Genomic DNA, 24,910 nt, shown 5'->3' on the forward strand with positions numbered 1-24,910 from the left:
CGGGCCGCCGATCCCCACCGGGTCGGATCAGTCCGGGTCGGGCATCAGACCCTGCTCGCGGAGATCGTGGACCTGCCGGGCGGGCGGTGGATACGAATCGAGGTCCGAGGGGCGCGGCCCTTCCGGCCCGTCCGGACCGACCCGGACGAAGGTCTCGACCCGGGTCACCCGGCACGGCACGCCCTGCACCTCGAAGTCGTCTGTGGACGGCGGCCGGTGCGCGGCCCGCGCGCGCTCGTACGCCGCCATGACCTCCTCGATCGGGGCATTCTCGCCCGGGGCGAAGGAACCCACGGAGAAGGAACCCGCGTCCCGTGCCGCCTGCGGCGTCGGATAGGTAACCGCCGTTCGGGGTCGCCAACCGCCACCGACATACGCCCCGATGGTGTACTCGACCGGGAGGAGAACCACGTTGGGGTGGGTGCTCACCGCGAGGCGAGAGTCGGCGCGGACATCCGCGCCGACGACGTCGGTCTGCAGGTAGCCCGAAATCATCTCCATCCGGACGAGCCCGTCGGTGAGCCCGGTACCCGCGGTCGGGTCGATGACGAACCCCTCCATCGGCGAGCTGCCCCGCTCCGCCTGGCCCGGCGGGTAGGGGTCCGGGTCGGTGGGCCGAGGCGGCTCCGGCCCGTCCGGGCCCATCCGGATGAACGGCTGGGCGCGGATGATCCGGTAGCGGCGGCCGTTGACGGTGAGCTCGTCGAGCGGCTCCCAGTCGAGCAGCTCGTACGCCGTCTCGTACTCCGCTCTCTCGGTCGCGTGCTCGTCGGTCTCCGGCAGCGCGCTGTGCAGCTTCCGGAAGTGCGACGCAAGGCCGTCGCGGGCATGCTGGGGCTCATCGTCACCGAGCTGGAGCAGCCGCCACCGACCGTCGACCTGCTCGACGAAACCGAAGACCGGCAGACCCCACATCAGCGTCGGATAAGCAAATGATCGCTCCCGGGCGTCGTCCTCGGAGAGCTCCGACACCGGATCGTCCCGCTGCTCGATCCTGACCAGCAGATGATCAGGCACCCGCTCATCGTGATACGTCATGTACGCATTGTGTCGCCCAGCTGCCGAAGTGCAGACTCGCACCGCCGCAGTGGCTGACAGACATCGTCGTGTGGTCTGCAACCCATCACGTTGCGCACGTCAGGCTTGGCTGCGGCGCTCCCGTCCTCGAACGTCACAGCACCACACGCGTCGGTCCGAACGTCAGCCCCGGAAACGACGCAGGCGGTAGTACGCGTACCCGCAGAGAAGCACCGTGAGCAGGACGAACAGCGCCAACTCCCACCATTGAAACGTCCAGTAGCGGTCGCCGGGTTGGTAGGTGACAACCTCGTGGTAGTTCTCGCCGATCCGCCTGACGCAGTCGTGCATCCGCTGCCGAGCGGCTTCCGAAGCCGGGCCGGCCGGGCCTTGGGGCCCTTCGCCGAGACCCGGGCAGGTCGCCCGCAGCACCTGGTCGGTGAGCGGAAGGCCGGCGGCGTCGACGACGCGGACGGACTGGATCCAGGCGTTCGGGATGTCCGGCGTCGTTGGTTCCAGTGCGCTCGGCCCGACGCCAAACAGGATGTTCCCGCCCGAGCCGTACCCGGTCGTGGCGGGGTCGAGCGGCATGGACACCACCCGCGGAGCGACCAGGAGCGGTCGGATCCACTCGGCCACCATGATCCGGACTGTCAGCAGACCGGCCAGGGTCAGGACCATCGCCGGCAGCGTCCGGCGAGTGACCAAGCCTGCGGTCACGCCGAACGCGAAGGCGAACAGCGCGTACCCGATCGGCACGAGGTCGCGTTGGTCGAAGGTGCCGTAAACCGCCGCGGCCGCGCGGTCCAGCGGTGTGGCCCACCACGTGACGAGCGCGCTGAGCAGCGCGGTCGCCACGACGGTCGCGGTGCCGACGACCGCCAGCTTCACCGCCAGCCAGCGGCTCCGGCTGATGCTCTGTGTCCAGACCAGTCGGTAGGTGCCGGCCTCGAACTCCCGAGCGACCAGCGGCGCACCCCAGAACGCGCCGATCAGCGCGGGTGCCACGGTCACGACGAGACCGAAGACGGTCCGCGGGGTCGTGTTGTCGAGTACGAACGCGGTGAGGGCGGGGCAGTGGGGGTCCGATCCGCAGGCGCGCTGTGCGGCTGCCGCGGCGTCGGCGAAGTGCGGCCGGGTCGCCAGGGCTACTGCGGCGACGGCCACGAGCCCGAGCACCGCGGTCCACGTCGACGTCCGGAACTGGCGGAGCGCGAGGCGGATCATGGGACCTCCCCCGTCGTCGTGGCGATGTGGTTCGGGTGCCCCTCGTCGGTCGCCCGGCCGAGCTGGTCAAGGACCACGCGCTCCAGCTCGGCCGGGGTGCCGCACAGACCGGCGATCGCGGTGGCGAGCCGGATCTGGCCCCCGGCGACGACCACCACGTCGGTGCAGATGTGGGCCAGATCGGCGACCAGGTGCGTGGAGAGCACCACCGCGCTGCCGGTGGCCGTCGCGGTCGCCACCGTTTCGTCCAGGAACGCACGCCGCGCGAGCGGATCGAGGCTGGCCACCGGTTCATCAAGGACCAGGAGGTCGGGGCGTTTCGACAGGGCGAGCGTGAGCGCCAACTGGGCGCGTTGGCCGCCGGAGAGACGTCCGACTCGCCGCCGGGGCGGCAGTCCCAGCCGTTCCACCCGCTCCCTTGCCGCGACTGCGTCCCAACGGTGGGAATTGAGGCCCGCACCCAGGCTCAGATGGTCGGCGACGGTCAGGCCGGAATACGTCGGCGCGTCCTGCGCGACGAACCCGACCCGACCCGACCGCATCGCCTCACCAGCGGTGCCGCCGAGCACCCGCACCGCACCCGCCGTCGGCGGTAGCAGGCCCACGATCAGCTGCAGCAGGGTCGTCTTGCCGGCGCCGTTCGGTCCGACCAGGCCGACGATCGCGCCCTCGGGTACGGCCAACGTGCAGTCGCGCAACGCCCAACGTCGCCGGTACCTCTTGCCGAGCGCTTCGGTTTCCAGGATCATGCCGTCGATTTCTACGTCAGCGCCGGTGACAGCCCGGTCACAAGCGCCTGTCACCGTTCTGTCACCGGTACGCCGCCATACTGGGTCGATGCGGGTGCTGGTCGTCGAGGATCACGAGTTGCTCGCCCACACGATCGGGGCCGGGCTGCGCCGCGAACGAATGGCCGTCGATGTCGTCACCGACGGAGGCCAGGCGCTGGAACGCCTGGACCTCACGCCGTACGACGTGGTGGTGCTCGACCGCGACCTGCCGACCGTCTCCGGTGACGACGTGTGCCGACGCGTCGGCGAGCGCCGCCTACCCGCCAGGGTCCTGATGCTCACCGCCGCAGGCACGCTCGCCGACCGGGTACACGGGCTCGATCTCGGTGCCGACGACTACCTGACCAAGCCGTTCGACTTTCCGGAACTCGTGGCCCGGGTCCGGGCACTCGCCCGCCGTTGCGGCCCGCCCGTGCCTCCGGTGCTGCGCTGTGCCGACGTGGAGCTGAACCCGGCCCGCCGGACCGTCACCCGCGCGGGCCAGCCGGTGGCCGTCAGCCCGAAGGAGTTCGCCGTGCTGGCGCACCTGCTGGCTCATCCCGGTCTGGTGGTGTCCGCCGAGGACCTGCTCGACCACGTCTGGGACGAGGCCGCCAACCCGTTCACCACCACGGTCAAGACCACGCTCGGCCGGCTCCGGGCCAAACTCGGCGAGCCGCCGATCATCACGACGGTCCGCGAGGGCGGCTACCGTGTCGGCGACTGAGCAGCCGCGGCTACGTACCCGACTCGCGTTGCTGTACGCCACGGTGGCGGTCGTCCTGGGCGCCGTACCGGTGGCAGTCGTCGGCCTCGCCGCCTGGGCAGGCCGGTCCACCCACGCGGTCGGTGCCGCTGCTGGCGCAGAAACCGTGAGCAACACCGGGCCGGTACTCGTGGCTGTCCTCGTGGGGTTGATCGTGGTAGCGCTCGTGGCTGCTCCGATCGGATGGGCGCTCGCCGGACGAGCGTTGCGACCGCTACGGGAACTCACCTCCGCAGCCAAGGGCGCCACCGCCGACCGGCTCCCCGAACACGGCGAACCCGGCCGGTACGCGGAGTTCGCCGACCTGTCCACCGCGCTTGCCGGGCTCTACACCCGGCTCGACGTCGCCTATGCCGCACAACGCCGCTTCGTCGCCGACGCCTCACACGAACTGCGGACACCGCTGACCGCCCAGCGGGCGCTGATCCAGGTCACGCTCGTCGATCCAGACGCCGACGCGACGACGATGCGCGCCGTGTACGAGGATCTGTTGCGCATCGGGGACCAACTGGAGCGGCTGGTCGCCGCCCTGCTGATGCTGGCGCAGGGCCAGCAGGGCCTCACCGCCAGCGAGCCGGTCGACTTGGCCATGCTCACCACCGAGGTGATGACGGCACGCGGGTCCGCAGCCGCCGGCCTCACCATTCGCACCGACATACAGTCGGCCGTCGTGGCACGCGCCGATCCGACGCTGCTCGCCAGCCTGATCGGCAACCTGCTGGACAACGCGATCCGCTACAACCTCGACGACGGACGGGTCGATGTCGAGACGCGCTCACGTGGGACACGGGCGGTAATCGCGATCAGCAACACCGGTCCGATGGTGCCGGAGGACGCCGTCGACCGGATCCTGAGGCCGTTCCATCGCCTCGCCGCGCCGCGAATGCAGAGCGAAAGCAGCGGCTTGGGGTTGGCGATCGTTGGTGCTATCGCTGACAGTCACGGGGCGGATCTGCGAGTGATGCCAAACCCGGACGGCGGCCTCACCGTCACGGTCAGCTTCGCAGCCACCTGACCGAACTCGTCTTTCTCAGTGAGCCGCCGGGCACCGGTCCAGAGCGTCCGCCGATGGGCAGATGGCGCGGTGGAGGTCCAGGGGGCGACAGGCGGCCGGCCCAGGGCCGCCAGGCTGTGCAGGTGTATGTACCGCCGCTCGACGAGCCAGTTGCGATCGTGACGGTCGACGTCCGGAACAAGTAGCCGAGATGACTGCACGGATCTGCCCGGTAACCGCGCAAGAATCGTCAAGTGGTGGTGCCCGGCGAGGGGTACCGTCCCACCGTGTCGTCGGGAACCAGAGAGTTGCTCCAGCTCCTCGCCGCCGTCAACTCCCGGCTGGGGGGAGACGTCTCGCTGCCGATGCTGGCGGTGTGGGCGCGCCGGTCCCGGTTTGATCTGCACCGCCGGTTCCGGCGACTGGTCGGCGAAACCCCGAAGGCATACACCACGCGGGTACGGCTGGCCCGCGCCGCGGCCGACCTGCTGTCCAACGACCGTCGCGTGTCGGCGATCGCCGCCGACCACGGATTCGCCAGCCACGAGGTCTTCACCCGGGCCTTCACACGCCACCTCGATCACAGCCCGCTGCGCTACCGCGCCCGCGGCTTGCACGTGGCCGGCCGGCGTATCGCCGCAATGCACGCCTCGGCGGTGACCTCGACGGCACCCTGCATCAGCCTGTACCACCTGCGCATCACCGAAAGGAAACCGGCTGTGCCCTTGCAAATCTCGGTTCGTGACGTGCCCGCCTTCCACGCCCTCGTGATACGTCGACGGATCACCCGCGACGAGATCGCGGCCGCGCTCGCCGAGTGCCTTCCCACGGTTTTCGACTACGCCCAGCAGCACGGCCTGGCCATCACCGGGCCGCCGTTCGCCCGCTATCCCGAGGTAGGAATGGGGTCACTCGTCATCGAGGGCGGTATAACGATCGCCGAACCCCCGGCAACGGCACTCAGCGACGGGATCGAGGCAATCACCATTCCCGCGGGGCGGGCGGTGGTGGCCATTCATCGAGGACCCTACGACAGCCTGCCCGAGTCTTACCAGGAGATCGAGAAGTGGATGCGTGACCAGCAACTGTCGGCGGCGGGAGCGCCATGGGAGACGTACCTGACCGATCCCGGGGAACGCCCCGACCCGGCAACCTGGGAAACCGAAATCGCCCAGCCCATGCGTGACACCCAACGGACACCGAACTGACAGCCAGCCCGGTGCTCCCCGCCCCTCACACTCTCATGCCGCCGTCCGGGTGCGCTCGCCGAGGGAAGCAGCCACGGTGCCATCGGCCGCGAATCGCATCGACACGTCTACCGCACTACGCGACTCACGGCCGATTCACATTCGCGTGGTCACGCCCAGATTGGTCTTGACTGCCTGTCCCCTCACCGACGGCTAACCTCGCACGTGCAGGCCGAAGCCCTTGCGGCCTGGCACTTCCAGGCCCTCCTTCAACCGCAGCGACGGGATCTCGTAGTCACCGAAGTTCTGGCGCCGAAACGGAATCGGCTCGGTCGTCTCCAGCGACAGCAGCCGCTCCTTCCACGCCTTCGCGGCGTCCTCAAAGTCGCCGCCGGTGATCTTGTCGGTGCCGTACAGCACGAACGGCGGCAGCACCTCCAAGCCCGGGTAGTAAAGGATCCCGTGGTGGATCGGGAACAGCAGGTCCTCGATCGGGCCGTTGATCCCGCGATCGGTGTAGTGGGACTCCGGGCCCCCGACGGTCACCGACAGGATCGCCCGCCGCCCCTGCAGCGTCCCCTCACCGAAACGCTCGCCGTACCGGGTCTCGTCGTGCACTCCGACGCCGTACGCGAAGCGGAAGGAGAACACCCGGTCCACCCAGCCTTTGAGGATCGCCGGCATCGTGTACCACCACATCGGGAACTGGAAGACCACCCTGTCGGCCCACAGCAGCTTCTCCTGCTCGGCCGCCACGTCGGCCGTGAGCGCGCCGGCGTCGGTCGCCCCGCCCGAACTTGGTATCACCTGCAGCGGGCTCGTGGCGTGCTCGCCGAAGTCCGTCGCGTCCACCACGGCCTTCCAGTTCATCGCGTACAGGTCGCTCACCCGCACCTCGTGCCCGGCTGTTTCGAGCGTGGACACGGCGAGGTCCTTCAGTGAGCCGTTCAGCGAACGCGGCTCGGGGTGGGTGTAGACGATGAGCGTCTTCATGGCTGTTCCCTTCAAACGAGGTGTGTCGCCATAGATGCTCGACCGCCGAGGCCGCGTCGTTCAGGGGGCGGCTCTTCCATCGGACGGGACTTCCTGGTAATGGCAGGACCACGTTGACGTGCGTTACCCAAGTCATACTGGGGGCATGGACGATCTCGCGGGCTTCCTGCGCACCCGGCGCTCCCGGATCGACCCTTCCGCCGTCGGCATCCCCACCGACAGCCGCCGTCGTGTCGAAGGGCTGCGCCGCGAAGAGGTCGCGCACCTGTCCGGGGTCAGCGTCGACTACTACGTACGCTTGGAGCAGGGCCGGGCCACCCAGCCCTCTGAGCAGGTCCTCGACGCGCTCGTCCGCGTTCTCGGCCTCGACGAGACCGAACGCGGGCACCTGTACCGGCTCGCCCGGCAGCGCCGCCGCCGCGCGAAGTCGCCCAGCGGGCGCCTACGGCCGGAGTTGCTGCGCGTGCTCGACCTGGTCACCGACGCGCCCGCCCTGATCATGGACCACCGGCTGGACGTGGCCGCCGGGAATCGCCTCGCTAGGCTCCTCTACGGCCGGGAGATGCCGGGCTTGAACACCGCTCGGCACATCTTCCTCGAGGAGGCCGATCGCGGCCTGTACGCCGACTGGGAGAAATGCACCCTCGACGTGGTCGGGCACCTGCGCTTGGCGGCCGGGAAGTACCCCGACGACCCACGCCTGGCCTCGCTTATCGGCGAGCTGGCAATGGGCAGCGAGCGCTTCCGCCGCCTCTGGGCCCGCGCGGACGTGAGCGCCCGCACACATGGACGCAAGGCGTACCGGCACCCGCTGGTCGGACTACTGGAACTGCATCAGGAGAACTTCGCACTGCCGGATGAGTCAGGCATGGAGCTGCTAGTCCTGTCGGCGACATCGGGGAGTTCTACCGAAGACGGGCTGCGCCTGCTGGGCGCGCTTAATAGTGACGGGAATCCCACAGGGAAAGGCTCACGGGTAATGAATGCGTCATGAGCCGCAATATAGGCGCAAAGCCTTCACTTCTGTGGCGCTTACGTCATGAACTCAGGGCGCCGAGAAGGTTTCGACGAAGCGGAGGTCCGTTCCGACCGGGGATCCACGACAGTGGCTGGTGGGACAGAGGCGTGCGGGTCGAGCCGGCGTTGGAGTCGTCGCAGCGGGGCGGGGGCCCACCAGTTGGCTCGCCCGGCGAGGCGCATGAATGCCGGCACCAGCATGGCGCGGATGATGGTCGCGTCGATCAGGATCGCGATCGCGATGCCGATGCCGATCATCTGGAGGTACATGACCCTGCCGGTGGCGTAGAGGGAGAATGACACGGCCAGGATGACGGCGGCAGAGGTGATCAGGGGAGCACTACGCTGCAACCCCTCCAGCACCGCTCGGGTGTTGTCGCCGGTGGCCTCGTACCGCTCCTTGATCCGGGAGAGCATGAACACCTCGTAGTCCATGGATAGTCCGTAGGCGACGCAGAACATCAGGATCGGGAAGGCGGGGTCGAGAGTGCCGATCGGCGTGAAGCCGAGCAGTGACGAGAACGCTCCTTCTTGGAAGACGAACACCAGCGCGCCGAACATGACGGAGAGGCTGAGCAGGTTCAGCACGGTGGCCTTGACCGGGATGAGCAGACTGCCCGACATCAGGAACAGCAGCACGAACGTGATGGCGAGGATCAGCGCGGCGACCAGCGGCACCCGTTCCATCAAGGTGGAGCGGAAGTCGGTCAACTCGGCCGGGTACCCGCCGACCAGCACGCGCTCGAACGGCGCCGGCTCGGCCCGGATCCGCTCGACGAGTTCGGAGACCTCGGTACCGGCGAGCACGTGGCGGGTCGGGATCGCCTCCAGACGGGTGCCCGTGGCAGTGGTCAACCGTTCTGGTTTCGGTGCCGGGCGTGCCAGCGTACCGTCGACGAAGACGCCGACGGCCGAGTTGACCTGCGCGATGCCGTCGATGCGCGAGAGTCGGGCGGCGTAGTCGGCGGCCCTGGCGTCCGGGCGTCCGGCTGGGGCGAGGATGTGAATGGCGTCGTTCGCCTCCTGGGCGAAGTTGGCCCGTAGCTCGTCGTACGCCTGGCGGGTGGACGCCGACGGCGGCAACACCCGGTCGTCGGGCAGGCCGATCCGTAGCCCCAGCGCCGGCGCGCCGAGCACCGCGATCAGGACGAGCCCGGCGGTGCCGAACAGCAGCGGCCGTCGCATCACGCGGGCACCGAAGCCGTACCAGCGCCGGCCACTGACCGCGCCGGGCGATGCGCCGCGGGGCATCGCCCGGGGGCCGAGCACGGCGAGCGCCCCGGGCAGCAGGGTCAGCGAGCCGAGCACCGCCATCGCGACGACCAGGACGCCCGCGTAGGCGAAGGAGCGCAGGAAGGGGTACGGGAACACGAGCAGCGCCGACAGGGAGGCGGCGACCGTGAGCCCGCTGAAGATGACGGTACGGCCGGCGGTGCGGACCGTCGTCGCCACCGCGTCTGGTGTCCGCGCGCCGGCGGCCAGTTCTTCGCGGAACCGCGCGATGACGAAGAGGCTGTAGTCGACGCCGAGACCGATGCCCATGACCAGCGTGATGTTGGCGGCGAACGTCGACACCTCGGTGACTCCGGCCAGCAGTCGGAGCCCGGCCAGGGTGCCGAACACGGCGAACAGTCCGATGCCGAGGGTGAGCAGGGCCAGCCGTACCCGCCGGTACAGCGCGCACAGCAGGATGACCATCAGGGGAATGATCAGTATCTCCGCTCGGACGAAGTCCATCGTCGCCTGCTGGCTTATCTGGGCGGACGCCGCTTCCGCGCCGGCCACCTGCACGTGGATCGTCTCTGAGGTGCGCGTGAATGCGGGCAGCAGCCGTTCCCTGATCTCCGCGCGCGCGGTCGTGGCGTCGCCTTCGACGTGGGCGAGGACCAGCGCCTGCCGGCCGTCCGAGCCGCGCAGCATCGGGTCACCCCCCTCCGTCCAGTACGACCACACGTCGGCGACGAGTGGCCGGCTCCGCAGGCCGTCGGAGAGTTGCTGAGCGGCGGCGCGGGTCGCCGGGTCGTCTACGGTGCCGCTGTGGGCGGTGATCAGCAGGATGAGGTTCGCGTTACCGGTGTCGAAGTCCCGGCGCAGCACCTCCTGGGCGTGAACCGACTCGGTGCCGGGCGCCTCCCAACGGCTGAGCACCAGAACGCCCATGGCGCCGGCCCCGACAGCGGCAAACGCCAGGGTCACGATCAGACCGGTGACGAGCGTGAGCCGACGATGGCGGGCAATGTACGCGCCCAGCCGGTGCAGTGGTGACATGCACGGTCCTCTGCTAGCGTCAAAACACGAGCGGTCGCCCGTATTTTGACAATACGAGCGGCCACTCGCATTAGTCAAGGCACTGTCCGCAACGCGAAGGGGTACGGGTGACTGAGGCGCATTCGGTCAAGCGGCAGGCGCGGGGGCGGCAGCGGATCGCCGACATCCTCGACGCGGCGCTCGCCCTGTTTGCACAGAACGGGTACGAGGGGACGAGTACCAACGCCATCGCCGCCCGTGCCGGCATCTCGCCCGGTTCGCTGTATCAGTTCTTCCCGAACAAGGAGGCGATCGCGGAGGCGCTCTCCGCCCGGCTGCTAGAGCAGATGCGGGCTGCGCACTCCTCGGCGTTCGACCTGGCGCAGGTCACCGACCTGACGTTGCACGAGGTGATCGATCGGATGGTGGACCCGCTCATCGCGTTCAACCTGGCAAACCCGGGTGCGAAGGCACTGATGGCGAACACCGACCTGCCGGCCCGCCTGCAAGGGGTGGCGCGTCCGCTGCAACAGGCGGTGGTCGACAGGGTAGCGGCTATCATCGGAGCCCGTTCCCCCCGGCTGCCCGCCGCCGAACGGAACCTCGCCGCCATGGTGGCGGTGCGCATCGTTGTGGCCATGATGCCGCCCATCGTGGCGGCACAGGGAGCCGAGCGGAACGCCCTGATCGCCGAGCTGAAGAAGGCGCTGCACGGCTACGTCCTCCCGATCGAGGCCCACTGAGGCAGAGCTGTGATGTCCCGTACCTCAGCCAGGGGCTCTCCACTCCGCTCACCGCACCGGAAGGACCGACAACTACCCGCCGCCCGACATGCTGTTCGCGCACCCGACGCCCATGCAGGTGATCGTGAGGCTCCAAATTGTGTCCGGGAGGTGCCGCCGCAGCAGCTCGCTTGAGGTGAGCGACTTGTTGTCGAGCTCGGGGATGGGCCCGTCACGCTCGGGGCCGTAGTTGCACGTGTCGATGACCGTCCTCCCGGCCAGTGACGCGGCGGGCACGTGGGGGAAGGCCTTGACCGGCACCGCGATCACGACGATGGCACCGGCTGCCGCGGCTTCCCCGCTGGTTGCCGCGGACGCCCGTGGACCCAGTTCCGCGGCCATGTCAGCGAGCGTTTCGGGCCCGCGTGAGTTGCTGAGCACGACCTGATGCCCAGCCTCGACGGCGAGCCGCGCGATGGCGCTGCCGATGGCGCCGCTGCCGATGAATCCCACAGTAGTCATATCTGAGCCGTCCTCCTTTTCATGTGTCGGACTCGTCGCGACTCTCAGCTGGCCGAGAAGTAGTGGCCATTGCCCAGATCGGCGAGCAGGCGGGGCTGGGTGGGTTCCCAGCCGAGGATCTGGCGGGTGATGCGGTTGGACGCCGGGTAGCTCTGCGTGACGATGTTCGCGAGGAACCCGAAATACCCCGGCAGCACCAGTTCGTCTACGGGAACACTCACGGCGGGCAGGCCCAGACGGTGGCCAATGGCCTCGGCGATCTCGCGGAACGGGATGCCCCCGTCATCGACCGCGTGCCAGTATCTGCCGGCCGGGCCCTTCTCCAGCGCCAGGCGGAACAAGGAGGCGACATCGCGGATGTGCACGGCGTTCCACAGGTTCGCGCCGTCTGCGGGGTAGCCGACGAAGCCCTTCTCCTTCGCGAGCGCGATCAGCGTCGGGAGGAAGCCGGCACGATCGGTCGTGCCGTGCGCGATGTTGGCAATCCGCACGACCGAAGACCGCACTCCCCGCTCGGCGAGGCCGACCACTGTGGTTTCCACGACGTTACGAGCCCGCAGGGTGCCCCTGTGCTCATCGCCGCTGGGGAGGGCGGGGTCCTCCTCGGTGGCCGTCCGGCCCAGGAATCCCTGCCCGGGCGAGCCGATGCTCCCCGCCGCGACAAGCGGCTTTCCGGTTCCCGCCAGTGCCTCGCCGTAGGCGAGCATGATCGGGACCTCCGCTGCGGCCACGGCGTGGATCCCGCCGGAGAAAAGCAGGTCTTGCCTGTGCGCGACGTGGATGACACCGTCGGAGTCCGCAGCCGCCTCCTTGAGCCCGTCGAGGTCCTGGAGGTCGCCGCGGCGAACCTTCGCGCCGAGCGCGAACAGCGCCGATGCGGCAGTGTCCGACCGGGCCAGGCCGGTGACCTCGTGCCCGGCGGCGATGAGCTCGGGGACGATGTACGAACCGGTATGGCCGGTCCCGCCAGTGACGAAAACGCGCATGCTGCTGTTCCTTATGAATGAGGTGACGTGAAAAGTGGCGGTGCCGGTCTGCTCAGCCGAGATTGCTGACGCCGAGGGCGAAGTTGAAGTCCCCCACGCCGTGGCGGGCCAGGCTGACCATCAGCAGACCCGTCCCCTCCAGCCAGTGCGCCATCTCCAGGCCGCCGGCATCCAGGGGACGCAACCCGAGGCTCTCGATGAACGCCGATACGCTCGCCTTGGCCCGCGCGTCGTCGCCGGCAAAGAGCACGTCCAGTGGGCGGCCCGGGGCCAGGATGTGGCCGAAGACGGTGTTGAACGCCTTCACGACATGTGCGCTCGCCGGGGCGGCCTCGGCGATCTCCTGCGCGGCGGACGTGCCGTCGGCGGTGGTCAGCCCGCTCGCATCGGCTTTCATGGGGTTGGTGATGTCGATGATGACCTTGTCGGCCAGTGCGTTGCCGTACTGGACGACGACCGGCACGGCGCTGGCGTTCGGCACGGCGAGGATGACGATGTCGCCGGCTGGGGCGGTGCCGAATGTCCCGGCCGTGGCGCCGCCGCCGAGCGCGGCGGCCAGATCCTTGGCCTTGGCTGCGTCGCGACCGATGACCTCGACGGCGTGGCCGCCCTCGACCGCGCGGGCGCTTATGGCGCGACCCATACCCCCCAGGCCGATAATGCTGATACTGCTCATGGAGTGCCTGCTTTCTGAAGTGGAATATCTGGGCAGACGCCCACCCCGTTTTTGTTGACGGTGGTGTCGTCGATGCGATCGGGTGACTTGACGGGCCTGACCCAATCCATGCCGTGCTGATTCCATTTCTGGGACCTGCCATCAATCCCGATGTCGATTCTTGTACCGAATTCGCTCCGGCCCATCGGGTACCTATTGAGGCTGTCACGGGTCTGAGCAGGTGTCCAAGACCTATTTCAGCGATGGCGATACCCTGGAGGCATCGCCGTACCGGAGGGCTTCATGGATCTGGACCTGCGCAAGTTGCGCTACTTCGTCGCCGTCGCCGAGCGGCTGCACTTCGGCCGCGCCGCCGAGGAGCTGCACATCGCGCAGCCGGCGCTCAGCCGGCAGATACGCGCGCTGGAACAGGATCTCGGCACCCCGCTGCTGATCCGGGACAGCCACGGCGTCGCGCTGACCGACGCTGGCAGGCAGTTGCTGACCGACGCCGGCCCGCTGCTGGCCTCCGCAGACGCGGTCCGCCGCCGGGTGACCGTGGCCGCGCGTGGCAGCCAGCGGCTGATGGTCGGCTTCCGCACGGGCATCACGGCCACCGCGGCGGTGCGGGAGTTCGCCATCCGGCACCCGGACGTGATCGTGGACGTGCAGCGGATCGAGTCCGACGACCAGGCCGCGATGCTGCTCGACGGCCGCATCGACGTCGGCTACGTGCGGCTGCCCATCGACGAGACCGGCCTGCACGTCACCCCGCTGTACACCGAGCCACGGGTGGCGGTGCTGCCCGCCGGCCACCGACTCGCCGGCAAGGAACAGATCACCGAGACCGACCTGGCCGGCGAGCCGGTGCTCTGGCATCCCGACACGAGCACACAGCCCACCAGGCGCCCGCACCCCAACGCCGGATACCTGGTGCGCGGGGTGGACGAGACGCTCGAACATGTCGCGGCCGGTCGGGGCATCTCGTTCCTGGCCCGTTCGACAGCCGTGTTCTACTCCCACCCGGAAGTCAGCTATGTGCCCGTCACAGATCTGGCACCCGACCAGGTGTGCCTCGCGGTGGCGGCATCGCGCACCTCACCGCTGGTCGACGACTTCCTCACCGCGGCGCATGCGACGTCCGACATCACAGCAGAATGCGGGAACTATGAAATGTGGCAGCTTGGGGGCGAAACCGCTTCAAAGCGCGTTGACTAGTTCGACCGACAACAGCTGCACGCCGGCGTCACCCTCCCCGTCCTCGACCGACTGTCAGCTCGAGGCCAACCCGTTCTGGTACGCCCACACCACGGTCTGCACCCGGTCCCGTACGCCGATCTTGGTCATCGCCCGCCCGAGGTGTGACTTGACCGTGCTGGTCTCGATGAAGAGTTCGTCGGCGATCTCGTTGTTGGACAGACCCTTGGCGAGCAACCGTACGATCTCGGCTTCGCGCGGAGTGAGCTGGTGCGCCGCCGCGGACTCGGGCGGTGCTGCCGGTCGCCGACGGGCGAACTCCGAGATCACCCGGCGGGTCACGACCTGGTCGACGAGACCGTACCCGTTCGCCAGCCGACGGATCGCGTCGATCAGGTCCTCCGGCTCGCAGTCCTTGAGGATGAAGCCACTGGCCCCGGATTCGAGTGCGCCGAAGACGTACTCGTCGAGGTCGAACGTGGTCACCACCAGGATGGCTGGCGGCGACTCGGGCGCGGCGGCGAGGATCTCGCGGGTCGCGGTGAGCCCGTCGCCGCCGGGCATCCGGACATCCATGCAGATGACGTCGGGGCGCAGCCGGGCAGCCACCGCCACCGCGGACGATCCGCTGGACGCCTCCGCCACCACCTCGATGTCGTCCGCCTGCGCCAGGAGCACCCGGAAACCGGCCCGCACCACCGCCTGGTCGTCGACCAGCATCACTCGGACCATCCCAGCGCCAGTCTCGGCCCCATTCCCAGAACCGGTCACGACGGGTCCCCTCCCTTTGATGTCAGCGTCGCTGTGACGGACCAGCCGCCTTCGGTCGTCGGCCCGGCCGCGAAACGTGCGCGGATCAACTGCGCCCGTTCCCGCATGCCGATCAGCCCGACTCCGCTGCTGGTGCGCGCCGCCGGCTCGGGACGCCGCGCTGGCGGACCGTTCACCACCGTCAGCGACACCTCTCGCGGCAGGTAGCGCAGCGTGATCAGCACCGGCGCGCCCGGCGCGTGCTGCCGCGCATTGGACAGCGACTCCTGCACCATCCGATAGAGAGCGACGTCGGCGATCGGCGGCACCGGCCGCGGCGACCCCTCGCCCACGAACTCGACCGGCGTGCCCAGGTCCCGAGCGGTCCGGACCAGGTCGTCGAGCACGGCCAAGCCTGGCACCGGAACGCTTCCTTCGGCATCCTGGCCGGGCGTGTCGCCGCCGCCGCTGCCGTCGGCCGGGGTGCCGCGCAGCACCCCGACCACCAACCGCAGGTTGTCCAGGGTTTCCTTACCCTGGGCCCGCAACCAGGCCACGCCGGCCTTCGCCGCGTCCGGGTCCCGGTCGATCAGCAGCTGGACCGCCGCCGCCTGCACCACCATGCCGGACAGGTGGTGGGCGGCGACATCGTGCAGTTCCCGAGCCATCTGGGTGCGTTCCGCGCCGAGCGCGGCCTGCACCTTCGCCTGCTGGGCCCGGACCGCCTCGGCGGCCTGCAGGCGTAGCAGCTGCGTGTAGCGTCGGCGGGTCGCCACGTAGTTGCCGACGAGGACCGCAGCGAGATTGGACAGTGCGCTCGACCCGGCAGGGCCGACAGCCGACAGCAGAAGGTCCGGCGCCGTGACGGCGGCGGTGCCGAACGCCGCTGTCGCCTCGATCGCCACCGCCGCGCCGACCAGCACGAACGCCGTCCGGGCCGGCAGCAGAACCCCGATGGTGTACGCGACGACGAACGGCGCGAATCCCCGGATCGTCGCCTCTGCTGGGGACAGGGCGATCATGGCGACCTGGAGGCCGACGATGCCGGCGAGGCAGAGCAGCGGGCGGACCCGGCGCAGGCAGAGCAGCAGCGCCTGCCCGACCCCGAGGGCGACGAGCAGCCAGGCCCGCACCGGGTCGACCACGATTTCGCCCGGTGACGTCGCGCCCCAGAACAGAGCCGCCATCAACGTGAACGTCAGCCCGGCGACGACGGCCGCGAGTAGACAGTCCCGGGCGAACCGCCCGGTCACCCCGAGGCTGGCGAGCAGTACGTCCACCCGCTTCGTCAGCCGGGGCTGGTCCGCCGGACCGGTTGGCTCGGCGGTGACCGGGCCGCCCTCGATGTGATCGTTCACCGTGTCAGCATCCTCTGCTCGCAGATCGAGACGGATCGGGAGGGGGTGGGTCGGGAAGGGACCGGTCGAGACCGTCAGTAGGAGATGTTCGGCGAGAGCAGCATGAACTCGACGGCGAACCATCCCGTACCGGCGAGGGCCAGCAGGACCAGCGCGCTGCCGGCGGTCCGCGACCAGCCGACCCGCCGGCGGACGTCGTCCACCAGCCGGACCGCTGCGGGGATCACCCCGAGCAGGCCGATCAGCTGGGCCACCTGCACGCTCCGCATCGAGACGGTGGAGAGATCCTCCAGGCCCATGATGAGCACCAGGCTTCCCACCCAGCCGCCGACCGCGAGCAGGGCGCAGCCGACTGCGACGCGGCTCAGGATGCGCGCGGTGCGTCCAGCCCGATCACGCGGTGCCCGCCGCCGCAGCCGGCGACCGATCGCCCCGATCGGCCAGGCCAGGACGGTGAGCAGGAGGATGACCACCGAGCCGACGATCACCGGGATGGCCAGGTAGGTGCTGCGTGCGGTCTCGACGGGCACCAGGGCGAACGCGGAGTCGAAACCGATCACTTCGACCCGGCCGTCGACCGCTCGCATCGCGATCGTCTCCTGGCCGCCCACCTCGCGCCAGACCCAGGGCTCGATCTCTTCGTAGACGGCGGCGGTATCGGCCATCGGACGCGGTTCGAGCAGCAGCCGGCCGTCATCGCGGACGCTCACCGTGGTACGCCCGGACAGGCCGATCACGGTCAGGAAGTTGCTCTCGATCGCGCGGGAGCTCTCGTAGGTGCCGGCGGCCATCGCGGCCCGCTCGGCCGTGCCCGAGGCGTCGGTGGTCGGGGCGTCGGTGGTCGGGGCGGCCAGTTCGGTCGCCGGCACGTTGTTCGCCGCCGCGCCGGGCACCGCCGGGAAGTAACGGTCGGCGAAGGCTCTCGTCAGCTCCTGTCGCAGCTTGTGGTTGGCCAGCCCCGACGTACCGGTGCTGTTGAGCGAGATGAACAGGCCGGCGCCCTCGTCCGGGTAGATCTGCAGGTGGGTGTGGAAGTAGAGGGTGTCGCCGCCGTGGCCGATGATCCGACGGCCGTTGCGGCTCTCGTCGAAGAACCCGAGGGTCATCCGGGGTGCACCGGCGAGGGTGCCGAGCGTGGTGGCGTCGAGCGCTGGCTGGTGCATCAGGTCGAGCGTCGGCTTGTCCAGGATCGGGGTGTCGCCGACGGGTTCGCCCAGGTGGGCGAGCATGAAGCGGGCCATGTCCGGGGCCGAGGCGCTCATCGACCCGGCGGGCGGGGTGCCGATGATCTCGAAGTACCCGGCGGGGGACGACGCGTTGTCGTATCCGTTCGAAACACGGCCTGCCAGGTCGGCGGGGAGCGGCTGGGCGAATGAGGACGATGTCATGCCGAGGCGGTCGAAGACGTTACGGTCGACGTACTCCTCGAACGGGATGCCACTGACCCGTTCGACGATGTATCCGGCGAGCGAGTTGCCGTAGTTGGAGTAGGCCGGCACGGTGCCCGGCCGGTAGATCTGCTCCGGCGGGTCGGTGACCAGAGCGTCGCGTAGGACGGCCTCGGTGCCTTCCTTGCCGATGAGGCCGGCGATCCGCTCCTCGAACCCGGCGGTGTGGGTCAGCAGGTGCCGCAGGGTGATCGGCTCGTCGAAGTTGCGGGGGATGGCGAAGTCGAGGTAGCCGGCGATGTCGGCGTCGAGGTCGACCCTGCCAGCCTGGACGAGCTGCATCGCGGCGGTGGCGGTGGCGAGCTTCGACACCGACCCGATCCGGAACAGGTGCTGCTCGGGGTCGACCGGCACCGGCTCGGTGCCCTCGCCACCAGTGTCGACGTGGCCGTACCCCCGGGTGGTGACGGTCCCACCGTCGTTGACGACGGCGACCGTTGCCCCGGCGATGTCACTGGCTTCCAGCGCGGCCGGGAGCATCTCGTCGAGCCAGGCGTTCACGTCGCTGGCGTTCAGCACGCCCGGTTCGACGGCTGCCGCCGGGGTGTCGCTCGTCGGGGCCGGCTCCTGCGCGGCACCGGCACCGCAGCCGACGACGCCCGCCCCGACGACGACCGCGGTTGCCAGGGCGGCACCGAGACGCCGCAGGCGGAAAGCCGGCCGGGACAGGTAGGACCGGGAAGGAGTCTGCTCTGGTGCATCGCTCTGGTTCATACCCGAGAGCCTGCTGCAGCGGCACCGCCGCGCCATCTGGCGCAGGACCACACTCGACTTACGACTTAAGTAGGAGGCTCAACCAGCGATCAAGCCGGACCATACCGCCGACCGGCCCCGCAGATCGGCCGGGCTCGCGGCAACGACGTAGTGCCGGTGATCGGCGTACCGCGAACCAGCCGGCGCCTGATGACCTCGCCATTGCCGTACCTCCTGGCCTCGACCCTACGTCCGAGCCTGCGGAGAGATCGCTGTGCGACCCTCTTACCCCATCTCTCTGGAAGTTCCAGCGCGGGACGGCGCACCATCGACGGCACCGACACGCGGCGGCTACGCCAGTCGCGGGCGAGGCACGGGCGCCAGGCCCGGTGGCGCCTTGCGGCAATCCACCGTGGCGGTGGCCACGCCAGGGGTCATCGCCGGAACTTGGGCGACGACCTCGCCCTGCGGGTTGATGATGCTCGTCGGCCCGTAGCCGATGCGGTCCGCGCCACGCTCGCCGGTGACGTCAGCCGAGACCAAACCACATGCCGTTTTCTCGTGCACGGGCGGTGCGGATAGGAGTGTGCCGGTCTTTCCATTGCCGAACCGAACGCCCTCGACGTCGAAGGTCGGTTAATCCTCACCGGCGGTGAAAAGCGATTCGCCCGGCATGAGGTGGACCTTGCGGTAGATGCCGAGAAGTTCACCGCCACCCACGACGACTGCGGAATTGAAGTAACGACCTTCCCGCCGTTCAATCACCCCGAAGACCAGAGTCTGCCCGATCGGGTCCAGGCGGCGCAGCAGCGCGCCGAACGACGCGGAGCGCAGGTCCATGGCGTGGGCGTCCAGGTGCCGCTCCTGCACGAGATAGCCCTGAAGAAAGCACTCCGGGAACAGCAGCAGCTCCACACCCTGCTGATCGGCCTCCCGAGCGAACCCCTCCATGCACCGCAGCGCCGCGTCGACGTCACCCAGAATCTCCGGGGTTTGACAGGCCCCGACACGCAACACCCCAGTCACCCCAATGATCCCGGCGAGTTGTGACGACGTCGCTGCTTGTGCGCAGTCATCGCGGGGACGACGCCGCCGCTGGGGGATAAGAAGTGAGGCTGTCGGTGACGCTGTAGGACCAGCTGACGGCCCTGCCGTGGGCGAAGGGCATCACACCGTGAAAGACGCGAGGCTGGTTGCTAAACACCAGCGGTAGGAAGTGTCGGTCACTTTCCCACATCGGCACGCGCCCAGCGAGCACGTCTGCGATCTTGGCCCAGACCAGGGTGCCCTCAGGGCACTCCGGCCGTAGCTGTCCTGTCCAGTCGGGGATACGGAACAGGAATCCGAACCAGTTCTCCCCACCGCGGCCGAAGCCGGGCCAGGAGATCGTTCCTGAAAGCTGCACCTCGCGGCACTCCAGACCGCTCTCTTCCCGGATCTCCCGGCGCATCCCAGCCACCACGTCCTCGTCCGGCTCGAGCTTCCCGCCCAACCCGTTGTGGTAACCGAAGTGCACGTCGTCGGGTCGCTTGTCCCGCCGGATCAGCAACACCTGCTCGCCGTCGGGGTGCAGGACGTAGCCGAGCGTCGCGAGGATGGTCAGCATCCCCTCACCCTATGTGCCTGTACCAACCACGACAGTGCGGCGGATTGGGTGTGTCGGCCGCTCCCGAGCCAGTGCCGCTCGGATGAATCTGCATCTTGCGGGTCCAGCCGGGCAGGCGTACCGGCGCCTCAGCCCGAGCCAGCCCTCCCACACGCCACCGTGACCAGCACCCTTATCAGGGAAAGGGTCGAACACTGTGCGGCGACTTGGTCACCACCACCACCATCATCTGCTCGAAGCGAAGCCGACAGCTTGTCCTCCACACGCCCATGTCCTTCGTCTCGAAGACGTACGAGGCCATAATCTCGCCCGTCCATCGGAGAACGAGCTCGATTCGTTCCGCCTTGCTCAGCCCGACGCGCACCGACTTGCACCTGTACCTGGTTGCATAAGCCGTGGTGTCAGCGGAGGCGCGCTGGTAGATGAGGTCGTGGGGCTCACCGTTGACTAGGAGTTGCGGTCGGTTCATGCCGATCTGTTCGGGCACGACGAACTCGATCGCGCAGACCAGATCGTCAGCCTCGACCGAGAGCCGTAGCCCGATCCTCGGATCGACCCACGGCGCTTCGCCCACCAGTAGCGGGGCAAGCTTGGCTATGCCCGCGTCGCTCCAGCGTCGCACCGTGCGTCCGTCGACGAAGTTGGCTTCGCCGTAGTCGGTCAACCGGTCAAGCACGGTGTCGCCGTCCGCGCCCAGCCCGATCGAGGCGAACGCGGCCGTGATCTCAGCGTCGTTCTTGTGCCGGGCGTGAACGAGTAGGAGTCGGTTCATGGCGGCTCCCACGTCGCCACCACCAAGCCCCTTGCAGATGAAGGGTGCCCGGGCGAGCTTGACGTCCGTGAATTGGCCCGGCAGCCGACGCAGCAGGCGAAGCTCGGCCGCCATCGCCCGGATGAGCCCTGGATTACCCTCGGCCACCGCCGTCACCTTCTGCCATCTGGTACCGGCTGGAGGTGCCACCACGTCCGCGAGGCCACCCGGAAGCCATGTCACTTTCCTGTCACGACGTCGCCGGCTCGATCCTCTTCAATCGTAGGAGCACCGCGACAACCGCACGCCGCCAAGCGGACGGCCCCCGGGAGGCACCCCGGAGGCCGCGGTGCGGACCAACCCGTGTCTTCGAGGAAGGAGAGCTCCGCATGCCCAGACTACGTCCAACCCACCGGCGGAACCGCCCACCGATGCAGGCCAAGGAGCCGCAGCGGCTGCCCCAACGGTGGGCCATCATCGCGATGGTCACAGCTGCGGCAGCCATCGTCGCCTACCTCGCTGGCGGCCCGATCGCGGCCATCACTGTCGGGGCCGGCGTGCTCGTCGCTGCGCACCGAGTCCTCGACTAGTGCTCTGACCAGAAACGTCGATGGTGTTGGTCAGGCCGCCGCCCATGCGGGGTCTGACCCCATCGGTGTTCGCATTCAGAGCGGATCCGGACGCGTTCGCGTCGGTGACGAGGCGACTCGGGAACTGTCGGTGCGGCCGGACGCGATGGCCGGTGAGCCCCACATCTCCGACGAGGTGGTGGAGAAGATCGCGGTGGCCGCCACCCGCTCGGCTGCGCCACCCGCCAGCCCACCCAAATCGAGACAGGTTGTCACACAACGCAATGATAAATTTACTCCGAGTAGTTTTGCCTGCCGATTGCCCGTGAGCAACAACCAATCAGATGATCGGGTAGGCGGGTCCACAAAGGCCGATCCCTATTGGTTGATCGAAATGCGTAAGCCCACAGGCCAGCATTTGGCCAGCATGACACCCGAAACGAGCCATGATCAGCCGAAGCCAACCGAAAGATCAACTCAGCCGCTGCGGCCCTGAGCTGGGAAACAGCCTAAGCGATGCCGTTGAGCATCTGCCTTGCCATGACGATCCGCTGCACTTGATTTGTGCCCTCGTAGATCTGGGTGATCTTGGCGTCGCGCATCATCCGCTCGACGGGGTAGTCCCGCGTGTAGCCGTAGCCGCCCAGCAGCTGCACCGCGTCCGTGGTGATCTCCATGGCGGCGTCGGAGGCGAAGCACTTGGCCGCCGCGCCGAAGTAGGTCAGGTCGGCGTCGCCGCGCTCGGACTTGCCGGCCGCCGCGTACGTGAGCTGCCGGGCGGCTTCCAGCTTCATGCCCATGTCGGCGAGCATGAACTGGACGCCCTGGAACTCGGCGACCGCCTTGCCGAACTGTCGACGCTCGGCCACGTACCCCTTGGCGTAGTCGAGCGCGCCCTGCGCGATCCCGACGGCCTGCGCGGCGATGGTGACCCGGGTGTGGTCCAGGGTCTTCATCGCGGTGGCGAAGCCGGTGCCCTCCGCGCCGATCATCCGGTCGGCGGGGATCCGCACGTTGTCGAGGTAGACCTCGCGGGTGGGCGAGCCCTTGATGCCGAGCTTCTTCTCGGGTGCGCCGAAGCTCACACCGGGATCGGACTTCTCGACCACAAAGGCCGAGATGCCGCGGGAGCGGGCAGTGGGGTCGGTGACGGCGAAGACGGTGTAGAACTCGGACACGCCCGCATTGGTGATCCACCGCTTCACGCCGTTGAGCACCCAGTGATCCCCGTCACGAACCGCGCGGGTCGTCATCGACGCGGCGTCGCTGCCCGCCTCGGGCTCCGAGAGGCAGTACGAGAACATCGCCGCACCGGAGGCGACAGGCGTCAGGTAGCGGCGCTTGAGCTCCGCGGAACCGGACAACAACAGCGGCATCGTGCCGAGTTTGTTCACCGCGGGGATCAGCGAGGAGGACGCGCAGGCGCGGGCCACCTCCTCGATCACGATGGCGGTGGCCAGCGCGTCGGCGCCGGCGCCGCCGTACTCCTCGGGGATGTGCGGGGCGTGGAAGTCGGCTGCCCGCAGCGCCTCGTAGGACGCCTTGGGGAACTCCCCGGTCTCGTCCGCCTCGGTGGCGTGCGGGGCGACCTTCGCCGTGCAGACGGCACGCGCGGCCTCCCGGATCGCCTGGTGCTCCTCGGGCAACTGGTAGACGTCGAACGACTCGCCTGCGACCATGTTGGCCCCTCCCCTTCACCGCTATCATGCGCAGTCTCTGACGACTCCTGACCGCCGACCGCGCAGACTGAAGACTAGCGACTGCAGTTCGAGTGATGTTACCGGCGCGTAGGTGTGGGCATGAGGGTGCACCCACGCCGCTGGGCAATGATGGAGGACAACAGTGAGCCACCCCTCCGGTGCCCCGCCAGGCGCCGCAGCAGAATGCGACGCGACGACGCGACGCCAGTGCGAGCGGAGAAGACAGGCGTGACGATCCCCTACCCCACCATCCAGCCGACCCCCGCCATCGCCGCGGTGACACCGCCCTCGGGCGCGCCTCGGCCGCGGGTGACGTTCCTGGGGACTGGTTACCTCGGTGCGACGTACGCCATCTGCTACGCCGAACTGGGCTACGACGTGCTCGGGTTCGACGTCGACGCCGACAAGATCGCGATGCTGAACGCCGGGCAGGTGCCGATCCACGAGCCCGGCCTGGACGAGCTGCTGCGGCGCAACCTCGCCGCCGGCCGCCTCCGCTTCAGCACCGACATCGCCGAGACCGCCGACTTCGGTGACGTGCACTTCATCTGCGTCGGCACCCCGCAGCGGGCCGACGGGATGGGCGCCGACCTGTCGTACGTCGAAGCGTCGATCACCAGCCTGGCGCAGCACCTGACCCGCAAGGCGCTGATCGTCGGCAAGTCCACGGTGCCGGTCGGCACCGCCGAGTGGGTGGAGCAACTGGTCGGCAAGCACACCCGCCACGACCTGGGCGTCGAGGTGGCGTGGAGCCCCGAGTTCCTCCAGGAGGGCTTCGCCGTCGACGACGTCCTGCGCCCCAACCGGATCGTGGTCGGCGTCAAGAGCGAGTGGGCCAACGGCATGCTCTACGCCGCCCACAAGGGCGTGTTCGACCTGGCGGCCACCGAGGACCGCGAGGTGCCTCTGGTGGTCACCGACTTCGCCACCGCCGAGCTGGTCAAGGTCGCCGCGAACGCCTTCCTCGCCACCAAGATCTCGTTCATCAACGCGATGGCCGAGGTCTGCGAGGCCTCCGGTGGTGACGTCACCCAACTGGCCCGCGCGATCGGTTACGACCCGCGGATCGGCAACCGGTTCCTCCAGTCCGGCCTCGGCTTCGGTGGCGCCTGTCTGCCCAAGGACATCCGAGCCTTCCAGGCCCGCGCCCAGGAGCTGGGTGCCGGCGAGGCGCTGCGCTTCCTGCACGAGGTCGACCTGATCAACCTGCGCCGTCGTACCCGGGTGTTGCAACTCGCCGCGGATCTGCTCGGCCGCCGCTCCGGTCCGGCCGGTCCGGACTTCTCCGGCACCCGGATCGCCGTACTCGGTGCGACCTTCAAACCCAACACCGACGACGTCCGCGACGCTCCGGCGCTCGCCGTCGCCGCACTGCTGCACAAGGCCGGCGCCGAGGTGCACGTGTACGACCCGCAGGGCACCGAGAACGCCCGCCGTGCGGTGCCGGAGTTGACCTACGAGACCGGCATCAACGAGGCGGTCACCGGTGCCGACCTGGTGTGCGTCCTCACCGAGTGGGCCGACTTCCGCAACGCCGACCCGGTCGCGCTCGGTGAGTTGGTCAACGGCCGCAAGGTGGTCGACGGTCGAAACTGCCTCGACTCGGCGCTCTGGACGCAGGCCGGCTGGGAGTACCGGGGTATGGGCCGCCCCTGATCGACAGGCGTCCGCCGGCCGGCCATCGAGCATCTCGGTGGCCGGCCGGTGTCGTTGTTTGCCCCGGACCCGCCGACAA

General features: G+C 69.0%; 23 protein-coding genes. 8 read left to right on the top strand and 15 right to left on the bottom strand.

The genetic code is table 11. The features are described 5' to 3' along the window. Nucleotides 1–27: 27 nt before the first annotated feature. The 3 genes from ACGFIQ_RS04630 to ACGFIQ_RS04640 form a co-directional block, all read right to left on the bottom strand. Entirely contained in the window at nt 28–1,038 is a 1,011-nt protein-coding gene (locus ACGFIQ_RS04630) for a DUF5954 family protein (protein WP_393239104.1), read from the bottom strand. Nucleotides 1,039–1,200: 162 nt separating this feature from the next. Next, nucleotides 1,201–2,244, bottom strand: a complete 1,044-nt coding sequence (locus ACGFIQ_RS04635; RefSeq protein ID WP_393239107.1) for an ABC transporter permease — start codon at nt 2,242–2,244, stop codon at nt 1,201–1,203. Further along, entirely contained in the window at nt 2,241–2,993 is a 753-nt protein-coding gene (locus ACGFIQ_RS04640) for an ABC transporter ATP-binding protein (protein ID WP_393239110.1), read from the bottom strand. Before ACGFIQ_RS04640 ends, ACGFIQ_RS04635 begins: the two co-directional genes overlap by 4 nt. Nucleotides 2,994–3,081: 88 nt before the next feature. On the opposite strand from ACGFIQ_RS04640, the gene ACGFIQ_RS04645 reads away from it, so the two are divergent. The 3 genes from ACGFIQ_RS04645 (at nt 3,082) to ACGFIQ_RS04655 (ending at nt 5,982) form a co-directional block, all read left to right on the top strand. Continuing rightward, on the top strand, nt 3,082–3,741 hold the full coding sequence (locus ACGFIQ_RS04645; RefSeq protein WP_393239113.1) for a response regulator transcription factor: 660 nt from the start codon (nt 3,082–3,084) through the stop codon (nt 3,739–3,741). Then, nucleotides 3,728–4,795: a sensor histidine kinase gene (locus ACGFIQ_RS04650; protein ID WP_393239115.1), complete on the top strand. Its 1,068-nt coding sequence runs from the start codon at nt 3,728–3,730 to the stop codon at nt 4,793–4,795. The genes ACGFIQ_RS04645 and ACGFIQ_RS04650 overlap by 14 nt, the downstream gene beginning before the upstream one ends. A gap of 266 nt (nt 4,796–5,061) precedes the next feature. Then, complete coding sequence (locus ACGFIQ_RS04655) at nt 5,062–5,982, top strand: helix-turn-helix domain-containing protein (RefSeq protein ID WP_393239118.1); 921 nt, start codon at nt 5,062–5,064, stop codon at nt 5,980–5,982. Between the two features lie 192 nt (nt 5,983–6,174). Here ACGFIQ_RS04655 and ACGFIQ_RS04660 read toward each other — a convergent pair whose 3' ends face one another. Further along, nucleotides 6,175–6,954 carry an NAD(P)H-dependent oxidoreductase gene (locus tag ACGFIQ_RS04660; RefSeq protein WP_393239121.1) on the bottom strand — a complete coding sequence of 260 codons (780 nt, stop codon included), beginning with the start codon at nt 6,952–6,954 and terminating at the stop codon, nt 6,175–6,177. 145 nt (nt 6,955–7,099) lie between these two features. Between ACGFIQ_RS04660 and ACGFIQ_RS04665 the strand changes: the two genes are divergently transcribed. Further along, a complete protein-coding gene (locus ACGFIQ_RS04665) occupies nt 7,100–7,948 on the top strand; it encodes a helix-turn-helix transcriptional regulator (protein ID WP_393239124.1) in 849 nt (282 codons plus the stop codon). 38 nt (nt 7,949–7,986) lie between these two features. Here the strand turns inward: ACGFIQ_RS04665 and ACGFIQ_RS04670 are convergent, their stop codons facing one another. Further along, nucleotides 7,987–10,239, bottom strand: coding sequence for an MMPL family transporter (locus tag ACGFIQ_RS04670; protein WP_393239127.1), 2,253 nt, complete (start codon nt 10,237–10,239; stop codon nt 7,987–7,989). A gap of 107 nt (nt 10,240–10,346) precedes the next feature. Here ACGFIQ_RS04670 and ACGFIQ_RS04675 point away from each other — a divergent pair, with 107 nt between their 5' ends. Beyond that, a complete protein-coding gene (locus tag ACGFIQ_RS04675; RefSeq protein WP_393239130.1) occupies nt 10,347–10,961 on the top strand; it encodes a TetR/AcrR family transcriptional regulator in 615 nt (204 codons plus the stop codon). Between the two features lie 72 nt (nt 10,962–11,033). Here ACGFIQ_RS04675 and ACGFIQ_RS04680 read toward each other — a convergent pair whose 3' ends face one another. From ACGFIQ_RS04680 to ACGFIQ_RS04690, 3 genes are read right to left on the bottom strand one after another with little or no spacing between them, the layout of a single operon-like run. Next, entirely contained in the window at nt 11,034–11,453 is a 420-nt protein-coding gene (locus ACGFIQ_RS04680; protein ID WP_393239133.1) for an NADPH-dependent F420 reductase, read from the bottom strand. 53 nt (nt 11,454–11,506) lie between these two features. Next, nucleotides 11,507–12,448, bottom strand: coding sequence for an SDR family oxidoreductase (locus tag ACGFIQ_RS04685; RefSeq protein ID WP_393239136.1), 942 nt, complete (start codon nt 12,446–12,448; stop codon nt 11,507–11,509). Nucleotides 12,449–12,500: 52 nt separating this feature from the next. Continuing rightward, the gene (locus ACGFIQ_RS04690; RefSeq protein ID WP_393239139.1) at nt 12,501–13,124 is read right to left on the bottom strand and encodes an NADPH-dependent F420 reductase; all 624 of its coding nucleotides are present in this window, start codon (nt 13,122–13,124) and stop codon (nt 12,501–12,503) included. 282 nt (nt 13,125–13,406) lie between these two features. On the opposite strand from ACGFIQ_RS04690, the gene ACGFIQ_RS04695 reads away from it, so the two are divergent. Beyond that, nucleotides 13,407–14,321, top strand: a complete 915-nt coding sequence (locus tag ACGFIQ_RS04695) for a LysR family transcriptional regulator (RefSeq protein ID WP_393239142.1) — start codon at nt 13,407–13,409, stop codon at nt 14,319–14,321. A 54-nt stretch (nt 14,322–14,375) separates the two neighbouring features. On the opposite strand, the gene ACGFIQ_RS04700 is transcribed toward ACGFIQ_RS04695, so the two are convergent. The 6 genes from ACGFIQ_RS04700 to ACGFIQ_RS04725 form a co-directional block, all read right to left on the bottom strand. Further along, nucleotides 14,376–15,020 carry a response regulator gene (locus ACGFIQ_RS04700; RefSeq protein ID WP_393239145.1) on the bottom strand — a complete coding sequence of 215 codons (645 nt, stop codon included), beginning with the start codon at nt 15,018–15,020 and terminating at the stop codon, nt 14,376–14,378. 47 nt (nt 15,021–15,067) lie between these two features. Continuing rightward, a complete protein-coding gene (locus tag ACGFIQ_RS04705; protein ID WP_393239148.1) occupies nt 15,068–16,408 on the bottom strand; it encodes a sensor histidine kinase in 1,341 nt (446 codons plus the stop codon). Nucleotides 16,409–16,482: 74 nt separating this feature from the next. Beyond that, nucleotides 16,483–18,570 carry a serine hydrolase domain-containing protein gene (locus tag ACGFIQ_RS04710; protein WP_393239151.1) on the bottom strand — a complete coding sequence of 696 codons (2,088 nt, stop codon included), beginning with the start codon at nt 18,568–18,570 and terminating at the stop codon, nt 16,483–16,485. Nucleotides 18,571–19,185: 615 nt separating this feature from the next. Then, nucleotides 19,186–19,566 (bottom strand): carbon-nitrogen hydrolase family protein, encoded by a 381-nt coding sequence (locus ACGFIQ_RS04715; protein WP_393239154.1) that lies wholly within the window; start codon nt 19,564–19,566, stop codon nt 19,186–19,188. A gap of 55 nt (nt 19,567–19,621) precedes the next feature. Then, the gene (locus tag ACGFIQ_RS04720) at nt 19,622–20,155 is read right to left on the bottom strand and encodes an NUDIX domain-containing protein (RefSeq protein WP_393239157.1); all 534 of its coding nucleotides are present in this window, start codon (nt 20,153–20,155) and stop codon (nt 19,622–19,624) included. Nucleotides 20,156–20,330: 175 nt separating this feature from the next. Then, nucleotides 20,331–21,074, bottom strand: coding sequence for a hypothetical protein (locus ACGFIQ_RS04725; RefSeq protein WP_393239160.1), 744 nt, complete (start codon nt 21,072–21,074; stop codon nt 20,331–20,333). Nucleotides 21,075–21,295: 221 nt separating this feature from the next. On the opposite strand from ACGFIQ_RS04725, the gene ACGFIQ_RS04730 reads away from it, so the two are divergent. Then, nucleotides 21,296–21,496: a hypothetical protein gene (locus ACGFIQ_RS04730; protein ID WP_393239162.1), complete on the top strand. Its 201-nt coding sequence runs from the start codon at nt 21,296–21,298 to the stop codon at nt 21,494–21,496. 488 nt (nt 21,497–21,984) lie between these two features. Here ACGFIQ_RS04730 and ACGFIQ_RS04735 read toward each other — a convergent pair whose 3' ends face one another. Then, a complete protein-coding gene (locus tag ACGFIQ_RS04735; RefSeq protein ID WP_393239165.1) occupies nt 21,985–23,154 on the bottom strand; it encodes an acyl-CoA dehydrogenase family protein in 1,170 nt (389 codons plus the stop codon). A gap of 249 nt (nt 23,155–23,403) precedes the next feature. Here ACGFIQ_RS04735 and ACGFIQ_RS04740 point away from each other — a divergent pair, with 249 nt between their 5' ends. Continuing rightward, nucleotides 23,404–24,831, top strand: a complete 1,428-nt coding sequence (locus tag ACGFIQ_RS04740) for a UDP-glucose dehydrogenase family protein (protein WP_393239169.1) — start codon at nt 23,404–23,406, stop codon at nt 24,829–24,831. Nucleotides 24,832–24,910: the final 79 nt, after the last annotated feature.

Source organism: Micromonospora sp. NPDC048898, from assembly GCF_043198035.1.
Taxonomy (GTDB): Bacteria; Actinomycetota; Actinomycetes; order Mycobacteriales; family Micromonosporaceae; genus Micromonospora.